This window comes from Streptomyces sp. 1222.5 (assembly GCF_900105245.1).
Taxonomy (GTDB): domain Bacteria; phylum Actinomycetota; class Actinomycetes; order Streptomycetales; family Streptomycetaceae; genus Streptomyces; species Streptomyces albidocamelliae.
Genome location: NZ_FNSZ01000001.1, coordinates 2,112,822 through 2,128,221, shown reverse-complemented (window position 1 = coordinate 2,128,221; position 15,400 = coordinate 2,112,822). Strand labels below are relative to the sequence as shown.

The 15,400-nt window shown below is 73.6% G+C and carries 13 protein-coding genes; 3 read left to right on the top strand and 10 right to left on the bottom strand.

The window, feature by feature from the left end:
• Positions 1-9: 9 nt before the first annotated feature.
• The 3 genes from BLW57_RS09590 to BLW57_RS09580 all read right to left on the bottom strand — a co-directional run bounded on the left by BLW57_RS09590 (position 10) and on the right by BLW57_RS09580 (position 3,947).
• Positions 10-609, bottom strand: a complete 600-nt coding sequence (locus BLW57_RS09590; RefSeq protein WP_093473684.1) for a histidine phosphatase family protein — start codon at positions 607-609, stop codon at positions 10-12.
• A gap of 113 nt (positions 610-722) precedes the next feature.
• Entirely contained in the window at positions 723-2,528 is a 1,806-nt protein-coding gene (locus tag BLW57_RS09585) for a trypsin-like serine peptidase (protein ID WP_256339449.1), read from the bottom strand.
• 210 nt (positions 2,529-2,738) lie between these two features.
• Complete coding sequence (locus BLW57_RS09580; RefSeq protein ID WP_093473683.1) at positions 2,739-3,947, bottom strand: pyridoxal phosphate-dependent aminotransferase; 1,209 nt, start codon at positions 3,945-3,947, stop codon at positions 2,739-2,741.
• Between the two features lie 87 nt (positions 3,948-4,034).
• Here BLW57_RS09580 and BLW57_RS09575 point away from each other — a divergent pair, with 87 nt between their 5' ends.
• Positions 4,035-4,661, top strand: a complete 627-nt coding sequence (locus BLW57_RS09575) for a winged helix-turn-helix transcriptional regulator (protein ID WP_093473682.1) — start codon at positions 4,035-4,037, stop codon at positions 4,659-4,661.
• 59 nt (positions 4,662-4,720) lie between these two features.
• On the opposite strand, the gene BLW57_RS09570 is transcribed toward BLW57_RS09575, so the two are convergent.
• Genes BLW57_RS09570 through BLW57_RS09560 form a run of 3 tightly spaced genes read right to left on the bottom strand, consistent with a single transcriptional unit; the run spans position 4,721 to position 8,334 of the window.
• Positions 4,721-5,521, bottom strand: coding sequence for a hypothetical protein (locus BLW57_RS09570; RefSeq protein ID WP_093480622.1), 801 nt, complete (start codon positions 5,519-5,521; stop codon positions 4,721-4,723).
• The gene (locus BLW57_RS09565) at positions 5,521-6,783 is read right to left on the bottom strand and encodes a VWA domain-containing protein (RefSeq protein ID WP_093473681.1); all 1,263 of its coding nucleotides are present in this window, start codon (positions 6,781-6,783) and stop codon (positions 5,521-5,523) included. Before BLW57_RS09565 ends, BLW57_RS09570 begins: the two co-directional genes overlap by 1 nt.
• Positions 6,784-6,792: 9 nt before the next feature.
• Positions 6,793-8,334, bottom strand: a complete 1,542-nt coding sequence (locus BLW57_RS09560; protein ID WP_093473680.1) for an IucA/IucC family protein — start codon at positions 8,332-8,334, stop codon at positions 6,793-6,795.
• 173 nt (positions 8,335-8,507) lie between these two features.
• On the opposite strand from BLW57_RS09560, the gene BLW57_RS09555 reads away from it, so the two are divergent.
• Complete coding sequence (locus tag BLW57_RS09555) at positions 8,508-10,007, top strand: IucA/IucC family protein (RefSeq protein ID WP_093473678.1); 1,500 nt, start codon at positions 8,508-8,510, stop codon at positions 10,005-10,007.
• A 49-nt stretch (positions 10,008-10,056) separates the two neighbouring features.
• On the opposite strand, the gene BLW57_RS09550 is transcribed toward BLW57_RS09555, so the two are convergent.
• Positions 10,057-10,761 (bottom strand): haloacid dehalogenase type II, encoded by a 705-nt coding sequence (locus BLW57_RS09550; RefSeq protein WP_093473676.1) that lies wholly within the window; start codon positions 10,759-10,761, stop codon positions 10,057-10,059.
• A gap of 227 nt (positions 10,762-10,988) precedes the next feature.
• Between BLW57_RS09550 and BLW57_RS09545 the strand changes: the two genes are divergently transcribed.
• The gene (locus tag BLW57_RS09545) at positions 10,989-11,621 is read left to right on the top strand and encodes a TetR/AcrR family transcriptional regulator (protein ID WP_256339448.1); all 633 of its coding nucleotides are present in this window, start codon (positions 10,989-10,991) and stop codon (positions 11,619-11,621) included.
• Between the two features lie 43 nt (positions 11,622-11,664).
• Here BLW57_RS09545 and BLW57_RS09540 read toward each other — a convergent pair whose 3' ends face one another.
• The 3 genes from BLW57_RS09540 to BLW57_RS09530 form a co-directional block, all read right to left on the bottom strand.
• Positions 11,665-13,041 (bottom strand): helix-turn-helix domain-containing protein, encoded by a 1,377-nt coding sequence (locus BLW57_RS09540; RefSeq protein ID WP_093473672.1) that lies wholly within the window; start codon positions 13,039-13,041, stop codon positions 11,665-11,667.
• Positions 13,042-13,412: 371 nt separating this feature from the next.
• Positions 13,413-14,012: a cupin gene (locus BLW57_RS09535; protein ID WP_143051593.1), complete on the bottom strand. Its 600-nt coding sequence runs from the start codon at positions 14,010-14,012 to the stop codon at positions 13,413-13,415.
• Positions 14,009-14,668, bottom strand: coding sequence for a class II aldolase/adducin family protein (locus tag BLW57_RS09530; RefSeq protein WP_176985524.1), 660 nt, complete (start codon positions 14,666-14,668; stop codon positions 14,009-14,011). The genes BLW57_RS09535 and BLW57_RS09530 overlap by 4 nt, the downstream gene beginning before the upstream one ends.
• Positions 14,669-15,400 lie beyond the last annotated feature (732 nt).

Here is a 15,400-nt window from a genome sequence, read left to right as displayed (position 1 = left end):
AGCCCCGCCCTACTCCGGCGGCCGGATGTTCCACCCCGCCACCACCGGGCGGCCGTGCTCCGTGCCGAGGCGGCACAGTGTCCCCGTCGCCAGCTGGAACAGGGCGCCGTGCCGCGGGGGGAGGCCCAGGCGGCGGGCGGTGAGGACACGCAGGAAGTGACCGTGGGCGACCAGCACGACGACCCCCTCGGTGTTGGCGAGGGCGGCGTCGACCTTGCTCAGCATGCGGTCGGCGCGTTCCCCGACCTGCTCCGGGCTCTCGCCCGGATGGTCCGGCGGGCCGGGCGCGACCCCGTCGTCGAACAGGAACCAGTCGGGCCGGGTCCGCTGGATCTCCACGGTGGTCACGCCCTCGTACCCGCCGTAGTCCCATTCGCGCAGGTCGGCGTCGACCCGCGCGTCATGGATGCCGATGAGCTCGGCGGTCTCCCGGGCCCGCTGCGAGGGGCTGACGAACGCCGCCCCGATCCGGTGCGAGCGGATCAGCGGCACCAGCCGGCGCGCCTCCTGCCGCCCGTGCTCGGTGAGGGGTACGTCGGTCCAGCCGGTGTGCCGTCCGGAGCGCGACCACTCGGTCTCACCGTGCCGGACGAGAAACAGGTCACCCACGTCAGCGCCCTTCCCGCTCGCCTGCCAGCGCTCCCAGCACTGTCAGCACTCCCAGCACGGTGCCACAAGGCGGCCGCGGCACGCAGGGCGGACTGCGCCAGACGGCCGCGCGCTCAGGTGCCGGGGTGGACCAGCGTCCGCTCGGTGCCGAGCGTCCTGGGGCGCGTGTCGGCGTACAGGGTGGTCTCGCCGTCGGACCAGCGGACGACCAGGTCGTTCGCCGTGTGGTCGCCGGTGAGGTCGCCGGCCGTCATGACCTGGGCGTGCTTCCACAGGCCGTTCGGGCCGCGCAGCCGGGACCTCGTGCCGAGCCCCGCGGCCGAGGTGCCCGCGTAGGTGTCGAGCGTGCCGTCCGTCCGGCGCACGAGCAGGTCCCAGTCGGCGGTGCGGCCGAAGTTCCCCCCGGTGAGCAGGGCCGCCTTGGTCCAGGTGCCGTTCACGGCGACGAGCTGTCTGCCGGTGCCGAACGAGCCCGCCGTGATCCCGGTGTAGACGCTCACCCGGCCGTCCGACCAGCGGACCAGCAGGTCGGTCGCGCCCGCCCCGCCGTGGAACTGCCCGGCCGTCAGCTGCGCGGCGTTCTTCCAGCCGGAGCCGGGGGCGGCCATGCGTATCTCGCGGCCCGTGCCGGACGCGCCGAGGTCCGGGTACAGGGTCGCCTCGCCGTCGGACCAGCGCACCAGCAGGCCGTCGTGGCCGGCGCCGGCGAAGGTCCCGCCGGTGAGGGACCGGGCGTGCGTCCAGGTGGAGTTGGCCTTCCGCAGTCGCAGTTCGGTGCGGAACCCGCCGTCGCCGTCGCCGGGATGCAGGGTGACTGCGCCGTCGGACCAGACCACGACCAGGTCGCCCTGCCGGTCGCCGGTGTAGTCGCCGGAGGCCATGAGCGCGGCCTTGCGCCAGCGCGTGGCGCCTCCCGCCAGCTTCTCGCCCAGGCCCTGGTACGGCGGCTGGTCGGCGGGCGGGGTCCGGTCGGCCACGGCGGCGTCGAGGAGCTTCTCGGCGTCGGCGCCGAACGCGGGCGCGTAGCTGATGTAGTCGGCGTTCGCGTCGTTGCCGCCGCCGTTGTAGCCGCCGAGGTTGCCGATCACGTGCCCGGAGCGCGCGCCGTCCTTGTAGTCGGTGATCCACGGGCTGCCGGACACCCCGCCGTAGTAGCCGCCGCAGGTCATCGACATCTGCCGGTAGCCGCGCAGCTGCTTGGTGGGCACGGTGCACTTCACCGCGCGCCCCGCGCCGTTGTGCCGGTACGAGGGGTAGCCCACGACGGTCACGCCGCGGTGGTCGTACCCGCCGGCCCGGGTGAAGGTCAGCCCGCCGCCCACGGCGTCCTGCAGCGAGGTGCCGTGCTGGTTGGCGGAGACCCGGGCGAACGCGGTGTCCAGGTCGGAGGAGGCCTTCTTGGTGGTCGTGCCGCCCTTGTCGGGCTGGTACCGCGGGTCGATGAAGACGCGCTTGACGGGGAAGATGCCGTAGGGCTGCTGGTCGGGTCCGGCGCCCTTCACGAACTTGGGGACGAAGATGTAGTCGCCCTTCATGTTCATCGCGCAGTGGGCCGCGGTGAGCACGATGTTGCGCGCCGGCGTGTCGATCACGCTGCCGGTGCAGTGCCAGGTGGTGCCGCGCGGTCCGTCGGAACCGAAGAACGTCCCGACGAGCCGGGTCCCCTTGTAGAGGGTTCCCTGGGGCCGGTGCGCCGCCGCGCTCCCGGGCCGCGTCTGCCCCGGCGGCGCCTGGCGTACGGCGTCCAGCGGTGCCGCGTCGGCCATGCGCTCGGCGGTCCAGTACCGGGCGGCGTCCTCGGCCTCCTGCCCGTCCGCGGGCCGGGGCGGTGAGGACGGCGCGGCCTGGGCGGCCGGGGCCGCGAGTCCGAGGGCCGCCGCGCACAGGGCGGCGAGGGCCGTGCGGCGTCGGTGATACATGAACAAGGCTGCTCCCCGTGGTCGTTGGAACCGGACCAGGGGGAACGGCGGTGCGGCGCTGGTCAGGCGCGCACCGGCGGTCCGTGTGACCTGTCCTCCGCGGCGCGTGGCGCCCGGGGCGGAGGCGCTCCCCCGGTCATGAGGAGCGATCTTCGCACACGTGCGCGAAAAGGTGCCACCGAGGTGACGGCTCCCGCGGTACCGGTCGCCCTACTGCCGGTATCCGCCGAGGAACCGGCCGATCCGGCCGATCGCCGCCTCCAGGTCGTCCGCGTGCGGCAGCGTGAGGATGCGGAAGTGGTCGGGGGAGGGCCAGTTGAAGCCCGTGCCCTGCACCACCTGGATCTTCTCCCGCAGCAGCAGGTCGAGGACGAACTTCTCGTCGTCGTGGATCGCGTGCACCTTGGGGTCGATGCGCGGGAAGGCGTACAGGGCGCCCTTCGGCTTCACGCAGGACACGCCGGGGATCTCGTTGAGCCGCTCCCAGGCCACGTTCCGCTGTTCGTGCAACCGGCCGCCGGGCGCGGTGAGTTCGCTGATCGACTGGCGTCCGCCGAGCGCGGCCTGGATCGCGTACTGGGCGGGCGCGTTGGCGCACAGGCGCATGGAGGCCAGCATGGTCAGGCCCTCCAGGTAGTCCTTGGCGTGCTGCCTGGGCCCGGTGACGGCCAGCCAGCCGGAGCGGAAACCGGCCACGCGGTACGTCTTCGACAGGCCGCAGAAGGTGAGGACCACCAGGTCGGGGGCGAGCGCGGCGGCGGAGTGGTGGACCGCGTCGTCGTACAGGATCTGGTCGTAGATCTCGTCGGCGAACACCATCAGGCCGTGCCGGCGGGCGAGGTCCAGGATGCCCTCGACGACCTCCTTCGGGTACACGGCACCGGTGGGGTTGTTCGGGTTGATGATGACCACGGCCTTGGTCCGGTCCGTGATCTTCGACGCCATGTCGGCCAGGTCCGGGTTCCAGTCGGCCTGTTCGTCGCACAGGTAGTGCACCGCCTTGCCGCCCGCGAGGGTCGTGACGGCGGTCCAGAGGGGGAAGTCCGGTGCGGGGATGAGGATTTCGTCGCCGTCCTCGACCAGCGCCTGTACGGCCATGGAGACCAGCTCCGAGACGCCGTTGCCCAGGAAGACGTCGTCCACGTCCACTTCGAGGCCCAGGTTCTGGTAGCGCTGGGCGACCGCGCGCCGGGCGGAGAGGACACCGCGCGAGTCCGTGTAGCCGTGGGCCCGGGGCAGCATCCGGATCATGTCCTGGAGGATCTCCTCCGGCGCCTCGAAACCGAAGGCCGCGGGGTTGCCGGTGTTCAGGCGCAGCACGCTGTGCCCCGCCTCCTCCAGGGCGTTGGCGTGCTCGATCACCGGGCCGCGGATCTCGTAGCAGACCTCGCTGAGCTTGTTCGACTGCCGGAACTCCATGCGCCGCTTCCCCTCCGGTATCTGGTGTTACTTGGTTTTACCAAGTGTGAGCTTGGAAAGTCCAACAACCCGTCTAGACTGCGCCGCATGTCACCTCGCCGAAGCTACGACCAGTACTGTTCCGCAGCCCGTGCCCTCGACCTCGTCGGCGACCGCTGGACGCTGCTGATCGTCCGGGAGCTGCTCGCCGGCCCGCGCCGCTACACGGATCTGCACGCGGACCTGCCGGGCGTGAGCACGGACGTACTCGCCTCCCGGCTGAAGGACATGGAACGCGACGGCCTCACCACGCGCCGCAGGCTGCCCCCGCCCGGAGCGGCGTACGTGTACGAACTCACCACGCGAGGACGTGAGTTGCTGCCGGTACTACAGGCGCTGGGGAGCTGGGGCGAGGCCGAACTGGGGGAGCGGCGCCCGACGGACGCGGTACGTGCCCACTGGTTCGCCCTGCCGCTGCTGCGCGCGCTGGAGGGCGAGGGGGTCGTCGAAGTGCACCTGGAAGAAGGTGACTTCCACCTGTTCGTGGGCGCCGAGGAGGGGCCGGTGTACGGCGACGGGGCCGCCCCGGCCGGGCCCGACGCACGGCTCGCCCTGGACGCGGCCACCGCTGAGGCCATCGCCCGGGGGGAAGCGCGGCTGCCGGACGCGGTACGGGACGGCCGGGTGACCGTGACGGGCGACGGCACCCTCGCCAAGGCGCTCCGGGAGGCATGAGGGGGGAACGGCAGAAGGCCCGCCGGGTGGGCGGGCCTTCTCCGGGGCGCGGTGTGCGGTCAGGCGCCCGGGGGCACCCGGGAGGGGCGGCCCGAGCCCCGGGTCAGGGCGTAGCCGCCGATGCCCGCCAGCGCGGCGAGCACCGCGCCGATCCCGGTCCACACCCAGCGGTCGGACCACCAGCCGGAGGACCAGCCGTCGTCCGAGCCGAAGCTGGACAGCACCGCCGCCTTCGAACCGTCCTTCTCCTCGCCGGACTTGACGGCGATACCGGGCACGAGCGGCTTGCCCAGCGAGCCGTCGACCGCCGCCGCGCCGCCGATGTCCTTTGAGTCCACGCGGACTTCGGTGCCCACCGGAAGGCCGAGGTCGGAGGAGCCGAGGTCCAGCACGGTCAGCCGGACGTAGTAGGTGCCCGGCAGCGGGTCGTTCGCCCAGGGCTCCGACCAGCCGCGCACCGTGCGCAGCACACAGGCGAGCTCCACCGTGGAGGTGCCCGGTGCGGCGGTGCGGGACTGTGCGCCGTACTGACATGCCTGACGGCGCCGCAGTCCGTCGTACACGTCCAGCTGCCAGGTCTGCGAGCCGTGCGTGTCGGGCAGCTTCACCGTCGCCTCGACGGTGGGCCGCTGCCCGGTGTCCGCCGGGAACGACCAGTACAGGTAGTCACCGGTGGAGCCGGACGCGGTGGCCCGCTGCCCCTGCTCGATCTCCGTGGCCGTACGGAAGGAGGTGCCCGCCTGGGTGGGGGCCTTGTCGTCGCCGGAGGCGCTCGGCGAGGGCGAGGAGTCGGCGGCGGCCGGCCCGGCGGCCAGCCCCAGCGCCAGCAGCGCGGTGCCCAGTACCCGTGTGATACGCATCAGTTCGTCCTCCAGACCGCGAGCCGCCAGCGCGACAGCCAGCCCCACAGCAGACCGGCGAGGAAGCCGATCAGCACCAGCACGCCCAGCAGCCACCAGCCGCGCCCGAGCCCGAAGGCGGCAACGTCCCGGTGACCCGAGGGCCCGTCCACGACGTCGACGGTCAGCTCCAGCGGCAGACCGGGCGTCGTCTTGACGCCCGCCGCGGCCGAGAACGACTGGGTGACCTGGAGGCACACGGTCTCGGCGGGCGCCGTGTCGTCGTCGCTCTCCGCCTTCGGGTAGCGCAGACCCGTGGAGATCACGTCGGTGCGGCCGGTGCCCGCCGCCTCACCGCGCACGATCTCCCGCCCGTGCAGGGTCACCGCCCGCAGCAGCACCCCGTAGTGGGGGTTCACGGCCCGGTCGTCCGCCACGCTCACCGAGGCGCGCAGCTCCTGGCCGGGCTCGACGTCCACCTTGTACCAGCGCTGCTGCCCGAACTCCTCACGGTCGGTGTACAGCCCGGACTTCAGCGCCGGTGCCTTCTCGCACCGGTCCGCGCCCTGCGTCGCCACCGGCGTCACCACCGGATCGGCCGCACGGTCGACCAACTGGCCGACCCGGTCGCTCAGTTCCTCCTTGTGCTGCACGGAGGTGTAGGTGCCGCCGGTCGCGTCCGCGATGCAGCTGAGCTGATCACGGGTCTTCGCGTCGGGCACCAGGCCGAGGGTGTCGATGGTCAGCCCGATGCCCTTGGCGGCTATCTCGCGGGCCACCTCGCACGGGTCGAGGGGCTGGCAGGTGTCCTCGCCGTCGCTGATCAGGACGATACGGCGGGTGCCGTCACCGCCGTTCAGGTCGCCCGCCGCCTTCAGCAGCGCGGGCCCGATCGGCGTCCAGCCGGTCGGCGACAGCGTGGCCACGGCCGTCTTCGCGTCGGTCCGGTCCAGCGGGCCGACCGGGTAGAGCTGTTCGGTGTCCTTGCAGCCCTCCTTGCGGTCGTTGCCGCGGTAGTTGGCGCCGAGCGTGCGGATGCCCAGCCGCACCTCCTCCGGCGTCGCGTCCAGCACCTCGTTGAACGCCTGCTTCGCCGCGGCCATCCGGGTGCCGCCGTCGATGTCCCGGGTGCGCATGGAACCGCTGACGTCCAGGACGAGTTCGACCTTGGGGGCGGCCTGCTCGGTCTCGTCGGCGACCGCACCGGCGGGGAAGGCGAGCCCGGCCGTCAGGGCGGCGAGCAGAGCGCAGACGCCCGCCGCCAGCCGTTGTCTTCTGATCATCGGCGGATCCTATTGATCAGACGGTCCGTGCTCCAAAACGAGCGGGTTCGGCAGCGACGTCCACTGGTCGCCCGGTGTCCCGGGGGACAGCCGCATCAGGCTCAGCGCCTTGGCCGGTACCGGTCCTTCGCGCAGGGCCCGCAGACCGGCGGTGTCCGGGAGACCGGGCAGCGCGGCGGCGAGGGCCGCGCCGAGTGCCGGGCCGGAGCCCGCCGTACCCGCCAGGGCGCCCGCCACCAGCGAGCCGAACAGCTTGCGCCGCAGGGCGGTTTCGTCGTCCGTGACCAGCCGGCCGGTGAGCGGTGGCGGGGTGATGCCGTGGCCGGCCAGGCGGGCGGGGCTGATCCGGATGTCGGCCAGATCGCGGTAGACCAGCCGCCGCGGGGTGCCGTCGGCCGACAGGACGACCAGGAGGTTCTGGCCGTGTGCCTCCAGGGCCACGCCGAGTTCCAGCAGGAGCAGGCCCACCGTGAGCGCCAGCCACGCGAACCCGGCCAGCCAGTCCGGGGATTCGGGCAGCGAGGTGGTGGCGAGGGCGGCCACCGGAAGGACGTGCTCGTCCGGTGCCGCGTACTCCTCGGGCGACTCCCGCAGCAGTGCGGCCAGGTCGGCGGAGTGGGCGGTGACCGCTCCCAGGGTGCGGGTGACGTGCAGCAGCCCGCCGGTGTGCGCGGCCAGCTCCTCGCCCAGGTCGGACAGGGGCGCCGCGGCCCGCACCGAGTACGTGGAGATGTCCCGCACCGAGGAGGTCAGCCGGGCGCTCAGCGCGGTCTTCACGTGCGGGCCGCCGGGCACCGCGAGCGTCCGCAGGGACATCAGCGGATGGGCGGGCCGCCACGGGGCGCACGGCCGCCCCAGGACGTGCTCCGCCTGCCACGGATGCACCGGCACCAACAGCCGCTCAGCCTCCCGGAGTTCCTCCGGCCACTCACCCGTCGCCAGGCACTCGGCGGCCGGCACCGCCACCGCCGACAACCGCACCACCGGCCGGTGCTCCGGACCGTACGCCAACTGGTCCGCCACCGAGAAACCCGGCCGGGAACGGCAGCTGGGATGGAAGGGATGCCCGTCGACCACCCGCTGCTCCCACTCCCAGTCCCTCCTCCGGCCGCCGGCCGGGGCGATCTCCACCGGCCACCCCTTCGGGTGATCCGCGCCCGCCCGCGACAGCGCCAGCGACGCCACGCTGTCCGCCAGCTCCGCCGCGAACGCGGACCCGTGCGGCACCCCGAGCGCCGTCATCAGACCCGCCGGATCCTCGTACCGCTCCAGGCCGAGGCGGACGCCGGTGACGTACGCGCTCGTGGCGTACGGGTCCGCGTGCGGCCCGTACAGGGTCCGGCCGTCGGCGAGCCGCAGGGCGAGGCCGTGGGCGCCCCGCACCCGGCCCGTGCACCACGGCAGCGGCTCGTGCGCGAGCGCTCGCCACAGCCTGGTTAGCACGGCGGCGCGGGCGCCCGGCAGCTCCGCCGCGTAGCGGGACAGCAGGTCCGGCCGTACGTCGGCCAGCTCCTCGGCGACCTCGGCCTCACGGGTGGGGGGTCGGTGCACGGTCGGCTCCTCGGATACACGGGCAACGGGCACGATTGTCAGGGAAGACAGACATACTGATCACCACCGGCTCCCGGACGACGGGCGAGACGTACGCGGTGTGCGACGGACCCGTCCCGCGCCGTACGACACCACACACGCAACGCCGCGATCGGCACCTGGACGAAGAACGAATGGATCGCGTGGACCACACACCCCCCACCGGCGCCGTCGGCCCCCGCGCCGACGCCTACGCCGCCGCGCCGCTGCTCAACTGCCTGCTGCGCGAGGTGGCCGAGAACCTCCCGGACGCCGGGACACGCCGTGTCCACCGGCTGCCCAGCGGGCGGCTGCTGCGCGTGCGCGCCGGCCGGCGCCCCGCCGACCCCGAGGTCCACCGTGCCGGTGCCTGGCACCCGGTCGGCCACACCGAACTGGTCAAGCTGGTCGCCGAGGAACTGCGCCGGCACACCGGCCTGACCGGCGGCGACCTGCCCGCCGAGATGATCGACAGCCGGGACGCGGTCGCCGCGCTGCTCGCCGCCCGCGAGCGGGCTACCCCACCCGGCGACCCGTACCTGCGCTCCGAGCAGTCCCTGCTCACCGGCCACCCCCACCACCCCGCCCCCAAGGCGCGCGGCGGCGGCCCGGTCGCCTCCTGGCTGCCGTACGCCCCCGAGGCCCACGCGCGCTTCCCGCTGGTGCTGCTCGGGGTCCGCGAGGACCAGGTGGCCGAGGAGGGCGACACCCGTGCCCTGGACGCCCTCGGCACCGCCCCGCCCGGCTACCGGCTGCTGCCCGCCCACCCCTGGCAGCTCGCCCTCGTCGCCCGCGAACTCGCACCGGCGCTCGCCGACGGCCGCCTGCTCCGCCTCGGTACGACCGCCTTCGACGCCTGGCCGACGGCCGCGGTCCGCACGGTGTACGCACCCCTGCGCGACCTGTTCCTGAAGTTCAGCCTGGACGTGCGCATCACCAACGACATCCGCCGGCTGTGGCGCCACGACCTGCGGCGGCTGCGCCGCACGGACACCGCCGCACGGCACGCCTTCGCGGCGATCGGCCCGCCCGCGGCCTGGCTGAGCGATCGCGGCTACCGCACCGCCGCGTTCGCCTTCGAGGAACTCGCCGTACTCGTCCGCGACGGCCTGCGCGGCCATCTGCTGTCCGGCGCCACCCCGCTGCTCGCCGCGGGCCTCGCCGAGGGCTTCGACGGCAGCCCCGCCGCGGCCGCCGCGGACCCGGCGGCCTGGTGGGAGGCCTACCTGCGGCAGGTCGTCCCGCCCGCCCTCACCGCCTTCCACGACCACGGCGTGGTGCTGGAGGCCCACCTGCAGAACACCCTCGTCGCCGTGGACGCGGCCGGTACACCCGTACAGGCACTGTTCCGGGACGCCGAGGGCGCCAAGCTGCTGCCGGACGTCTCCCGCGCCGCCGGCTGGGAGCGCCTGGTGTACTGCCTGGTCGTCAACCACCTCAGCGAGATCGCCGCCGCCCTAGCCGAACACCACCCGGGCCTGGACCCCTGGCCCGCCGCCCGCCGTGAACTGGCCCGGCACGACCTGCCCGAGATCCCCGCCCTGCTCACCGCCCCCACCCTGCCCGGCAAGACCAACCTGCTGCTGCGCTGGACGGGAGCGGACGGCGCCGACGCCCGCTATCTGCCCCTGCCGAACCCGCTGAGAGCCGGCTGACGGGACGGCCGCCCCTCAGGGGGAGGGAAGCCGGCCCCGGCCGGACCGGTCAGCCGTTCCCGCGGTCCGACGTCAGCACGGCGGCCAGTTCGTCGAGGCTCCCGGCGCGCCAGTCGAAGTCGTCGGAGGGCAGCGGGGGATCGCCGACCGGGCGCCGCACGTAGGCGGTGCGCATGCCCAGCCGCTGCGCCCCGCGCAGATCCCAGGCGTGGGCGGCGACCATCAGGACGTGCGCGGGCGGACGTCCCACGACGTCGAGAGCGAGCCGGTAGACCTGCGGCGCCGGTTTGTAGGCGCGGGCCTCCTCCGCGGACAGCGCCTGGTGCCACCGCAGTCCCGCGTGGCAGTTCAGCCGGAGCAGCGCAGCCCGGCTCGCGTTGCTGAGTCCGAGCAGGGGAAAGCGCTCCGCGAGACGCGCCAGCCCCGCGACGGAGTCGGTCCAGGGCTCCAGCCGCTGACCGGCGGTGGCCAGCCGGTCGACGGCGCCGGGGTCGGTGAGCCCCGCGTGGTCGGCGACGCGTTCCGCCGCCTCGCGGTCGATCACCTCGCTGTCGGCATACGGGCGGCTGCCGTCGGCGATCCGCCGCTGCTGGCTCTCGACGTGCTCCTGCCACAGGGTGCGCAGCCGCTCGACCGCCTCCTCGCCGGCGTCCGGCACCGCCTCGCGCAGGGCCGTGCGCAGCCCGCCGGGCTCGTCGACCATCGTGCCGAGGACGTCGAGGACGACCGCCTCGACGCCGGAGTCGGGTGGCATCCGTTCCCCCCTGGTCTGCGTATGGACGCGGCACGGGTGCGTGTGCGCGGCCCAGCGTGCCTCGGCGCGGTGCCGCGGATGCCGATTGCGCCATCGGCGGCATGTCGGGGAGGGATCCGGAAGCGACCTGCCGCTGGCGCGCGTTGACGGCGCGCCGCGGCAAGCCTCCGCGTTCCCGGGGCGCTCGGTGGCTGTCGGAACTATACCGACCGGTGTACCGTGTGGCCGTGACTGTTGGCAACGGCACCGCAGGCCGAGGCGGCAAGAGGCGCGGGACGCAGCATCTGACCCCTGCGGGCATGAAGATCCTCGAGACCGCGTCTCGGCTCTTCTACGAGCAGGGGATCCGTGCCGTCGGCGTGGAGGCGATCGCCGAGGAGGCGGGCGTCACCAAGAAGACCATCTACGACCGTTTCGGCTCGAAGGAACAGCTCATCGTGGCGTATCTGCGCGCCCGTGACGGGCTGTGGCGCTCCACGCTGGTGAAGCACGTCAACGGACACGACGGACCGCCCGAGCAGAAGATCCTCGCCACCTTCGACGCCCTGCGCTCCTGGATGCGGGAGCGCAACTCGCGCGGGTGCGCCTTCATCAACGCCGCCGTGGAACTGCCGGAGGACCACCCCGGGCGCAAGGTGGCCCGCGAGCAGAAGACCTGGCTCCTCACCTACCTGGAGGACCTCGCGGGGCAGGCGCGCGCCGCCGACCCGGCCGCACTGGCCGCCCAGGTGCTGATCCTCCACGAGGGTGCCTGCATCGCCGACTCCATGCACTCCGTGGACCAGGCCGTCGACCGTGCGGCGCACATGGCCGCCGTCCTGGTCGAGAAGTCCCTCGCCGGGGCGCTCGCCCGTTCGTGAGGGACGCCGGCGCCCGGCAGGGGAGTCCCCGCCCCGCGTCCTCCTAGGCGACGAGCGAGGACAGGGGTGCCGAACCCGTGGTGACCCCGTCCGGGGTGGAGCGCAGCGCCTGGATGTGCCCGGCCTCCTGGTCCATCTGGCGTGCCAGGTCCGCCGCGTAGGTCCGCAGCAACTGGTGCATGAGGTAGTGGCGTTCGTCCTGGCGGTGGATCAGGTGCACGCTGTCGAGGCAGCGCAGCATGCGCGACGCCTCGTCCTGACTGACCCCCGCGGTGGCCGCGGTGGCGTCGGCGTCGATGAGACGGCTGGGCAGCAGACCCAGCAGGCGGAACAGACGGGCACTCTGCTCGTCCAGTGCCCGGTACGACGTGGCGAAGGCGTCGCGCAGCACGACATCACCCTCGGCCAGATTCAGCCGGGCGCGTTCGGGCTTGAGTTCGCGGGCCAGGGCGTCGGCGCTGCGCTGCTGACGGCTCACGATGTGCTCGCCGGCCAGCACCAGGGCCAGCGGGAGCCGGCCGCAGCGTTCCGCCAGCACGTCGACGGCCGCTGGGTCGGCGTCGGCCCGCGGGTCCCCGATGATCGCCCGGATCAGCAGGGCGGCCTCCGGCTGGCACAACTCGGTGAGCCGCAGCGTGGCCGCCTCGGCCACGGACATCAGACCCGGCAGGCGTGAACGGCTGGTCACGACCACCGCACACCCGGGGGAGCCGGGCAGCAGCGGGTAGATCTGCTGGGCGTCCGCGGCGTTGTCCAGCACCAGCAGCATCTCGCGGCCGTGCAGGTACGAGCGGAACGTCGCGGCCCGCTGGTCCAGATCGGCCGGGATCCGGTCGGCGGGGACCCCCAGCGTGCGGAGCAGGTCCGCCAGGACGTCGGACGGGGTGGCCGCCGTTCCCGGTCCCGGACCCTGCAGATTGACGAAGAGCTGGCCGTCGCGGAAGTGACCGTTGTTGACGGCGTGATGCGCCCACTGGACCGCGACGGCGGTCTTGCCGACGCCCGGCAGCCCGCTGATGACCGCGACCGGCACGGCGAGGGCCTGCTCGGCCCCTCGCAGCAGTCCGTCGAGATGGCGCATCTCCTCCTGCCGCCCGACGAAGTTGCGCTTGGCCGACGGTAGTTGACCGGGACGTACCCAGCCCCGCTGCGGCCGGGATGCGGACTCCAGGGCCAGGGCGATGTCGGCGAAGGTGGTGCCCGCGTCGAGCGCGCGGTCGCAGGCCTTCGCGAAGCTCACCGACGGGGGCCGCTTGCCGTTCTCGATCTTGCTGACATGACCCCGGTTGAAGTGCGCGCGGGTCGCCAACTGGGCCAGGGAGAGGCCGCGTCGCTGACGGAGGGAGCGGAGCAGCTGCCCGAAGGACGCCGGCTCGCCGGCACTCGGTGGGCATCCGGTCTCCTGGCGCGACGCCCGCATCGGTGTGGTGCCCTGTACCGGTTCCCGTACCACTTTCGAGCCCCCTGAATCGTGAAGACGGTTGCGAGTGGCCAGTCCCGGAGGGGAGTTGGCCGGGTCGGCGGGTTCCCGGACGGCTGACCGTCCGCGGGCAGGTGGGGCCGCCCACCGCCGGAACGCGAAGCGGCTGCCCGTCCGCGGTTCCTTGCTACGGGGTCCATGCGCGGAGTCCGTCCGCGAGGTCGGCCCGCGAGGTCGGCCCGCGAGGTCGCTGCCGCGACCTGGCGCCGCCGCGGCGGAACGCCGTCGAGGTCAGCGTGCGCCGGTGACGGCGTCGCCCGATCTGCCGAAGGCGCGACATCGGCCGGTCCGGGACCGGGCACGGGCGTCCGTCATCGTGATGCCGCCAGCGCGTCGAAGCCGGGGAACCGGGCGGCGAGGCCGTTCGGCAGGGACCGCGTGCCGCCGCCGCCCGCGTCCTGGCGGAAACGGACGGCCGTGTACCGCGGATCCGCACCGGCGTCGAACCAGTGGGCCGTACGCCCGGGTACGGACAGCAGGTCTCCCGCCGTGCAGAGCACCGCGTGCACCGCACCGGAGACATGGAGGAAGAAGCAGGCCGAGCCCGCCACGACGAACCGCACCAGGTCCTCCTCGTGGAGGTGCTCACCGGAGCAGTCCTCGCAGAACGGCTGATCCGGACCCGCCGGGGAGGGAACGTGCCCTGCCGGGGCCGGGCCGTCCGGTCCCTGCGGCAGACGGGCGATCTCGACGGCCCGGTAGCCGCTCTCGGCGCGGACATGGTCGATGTGGCAGCGGTACGCGCGGGTGATGGCGGCGTCGTCGGCGTCGGCGGGAAGTCTGTGCGCGGCGTGCCATCTGCCGAAACGCACGCCGATCCAGAGCAGTTCCCTGCGGATGACCTCCTGGTCGTCGGAGCGCAGCCGCACGTCCCCCGGCGCTTCCGCGGGCATGACCTGAAGCAGCGTCACCTGGTCCACCCGGCCGGGTCCGGGGCGTCGGCGCCCGGCCGCAGCGGCGAGCGGCTCCGTTCCTCGATCCCGTCCAGCGCGGCGAGCGCCTCGCCGAGGTCGCGCCCCCAGGTGAACACGCACGTGTCCGCCACGAGGAGAGCGGCCGGTGCGCCTGCGGCCGTGCCGTCGAGGGCGGCCCGCACCTCGTCGGCCGTGCGGCCGGGGTCGGGCCGTGCCGGGAGGGCCGGCAGCATCGTCGGCGTGGATCCGGCCGGGCCGGAGCGGAGGTTGCGCTCAGCCGCGGGAGGGCCGGCGTGGCCCGCGCCGCGGGCGAGCGCGGCCGGCGTCGTGACGCCCGCCGCCCGCACGTGCACCACCGTCTCGCAGTCGGGCAGGTAGCCGTGGAGCGCGAGGTGGACCGGTGTCTCGGCGCAGGGCCACTCGGTCTCCCCGAGGAGCGGCAGCCCTTCGGACGGGTCGATCAGGACCGTGTCCCGGGCGTCCATCCGGCCCTTGTCGAGGTCGTGTGCCGTGATGAGGACCGCGTCGCCGGAGCGCAGGGACACACTGCCGGACGTTCCCGGCATCCAGCCGCTCCGGTGCAGGTGCCTGGCCGTGGCGGCGAGCCGTTCCCGCTGCCGCTCGGTGTCCTCGCGAAGGTAGAGGGGCTTCACGGGTGAACTCCCTCCGCGCATACGGGCCGGAGGGCCGTCGTGTGACGTCCCGCCTCCCGCGGGTGCCGAGGTGGATCGGCGGCGCGTGCGCGGCCGCGTGGTGCGGGGGGTTCCGCTGCCCCGGTGGTCGCCGTGGCTGACCTGTGGAGCGACACGTTCCCATCTCCTTCGGGTGGGGGGAGGTGAGGCGTATACCAACCGGTATAGCTACATGCTATGGATTCGATCTTCGCGGTGTCAACGACGCCCCGGAGAAGCTGACTTGAATGGTTCCTTCGGTTGCGGCACGTCGCCGGCACTGCTACGGAACGACCCCCTCCGGTGTCGTGTGCCCGCCCTCCGCAGCGCCGTGCGGGGAGGCCGGAGGCGCGCGGGGCCGGGGGGTCCGGGCCCGCGCGGGCGATCGCGGAACGGGCGCCCGCCTCTCGCTCCGCATGACTCGTACCGCGCGGTGTCACGGCCGAAAGGGCGGCGGTGTGGCTCGAATCCGCGGCATCGCACGGGTGGCGGAGGAAACGGAACAGGCCGGATGCGTGCCCGGTGCACCGGAGTTGCCTGTCGAGAGGCAACAGGGCAACCCTGTACAGCGTCGGTGACGGCTGGCGATAGTGAATTCACTTCCATCGAGGGAATGCCGTTCCGGAAGAACGGTTCGGCAGGAGGGCGCGGTTGCCGCCCATTCCTCGGTGCGGGCCGGTTCGTACGGCCGTCGGCCCCCTTCCGTCCGGGTCG

Coding starts and splice junctions, on each gene's coding strand:
- BLW57_RS09570 (WP_093480622.1), bottom strand. CDS start 5,521: ATGCGTATCACACGGGTACTGGGCACCGCGCTGCTGGCGCTGGGGCTG.
- BLW57_RS09565 (WP_093473681.1), bottom strand. CDS start 6,783: ATGATCAGAAGACAACGGCTGGCGGCGGGCGTCTGCGCTCTGCTCGCC.
- BLW57_RS09585 (WP_256339449.1), bottom strand. CDS start 2,528: ATGTATCACCGACGCCGCACGGCCCTCGCCGCCCTGTGCGCGGCGGCC.
- BLW57_RS09540 (WP_093473672.1), bottom strand. CDS start 13,041: ATGCGGGCGTCGCGCCAGGAGACCGGATGCCCACCGAGTGCCGGCGAG.
- BLW57_RS09575 (WP_093473682.1), top strand. CDS start 4,035: ATGTCACCTCGCCGAAGCTACGACCAGTACTGTTCCGCAGCCCGTGCC.
- BLW57_RS09555 (WP_093473678.1), top strand. CDS start 8,508: ATGGATCGCGTGGACCACACACCCCCCACCGGCGCCGTCGGCCCCCGC.
- BLW57_RS09580 (WP_093473683.1), bottom strand. CDS start 3,947: ATGGAGTTCCGGCAGTCGAACAAGCTCAGCGAGGTCTGCTACGAGATC.
- BLW57_RS09550 (WP_093473676.1), bottom strand. CDS start 10,761: ATGCCACCCGACTCCGGCGTCGAGGCGGTCGTCCTCGACGTCCTCGGC.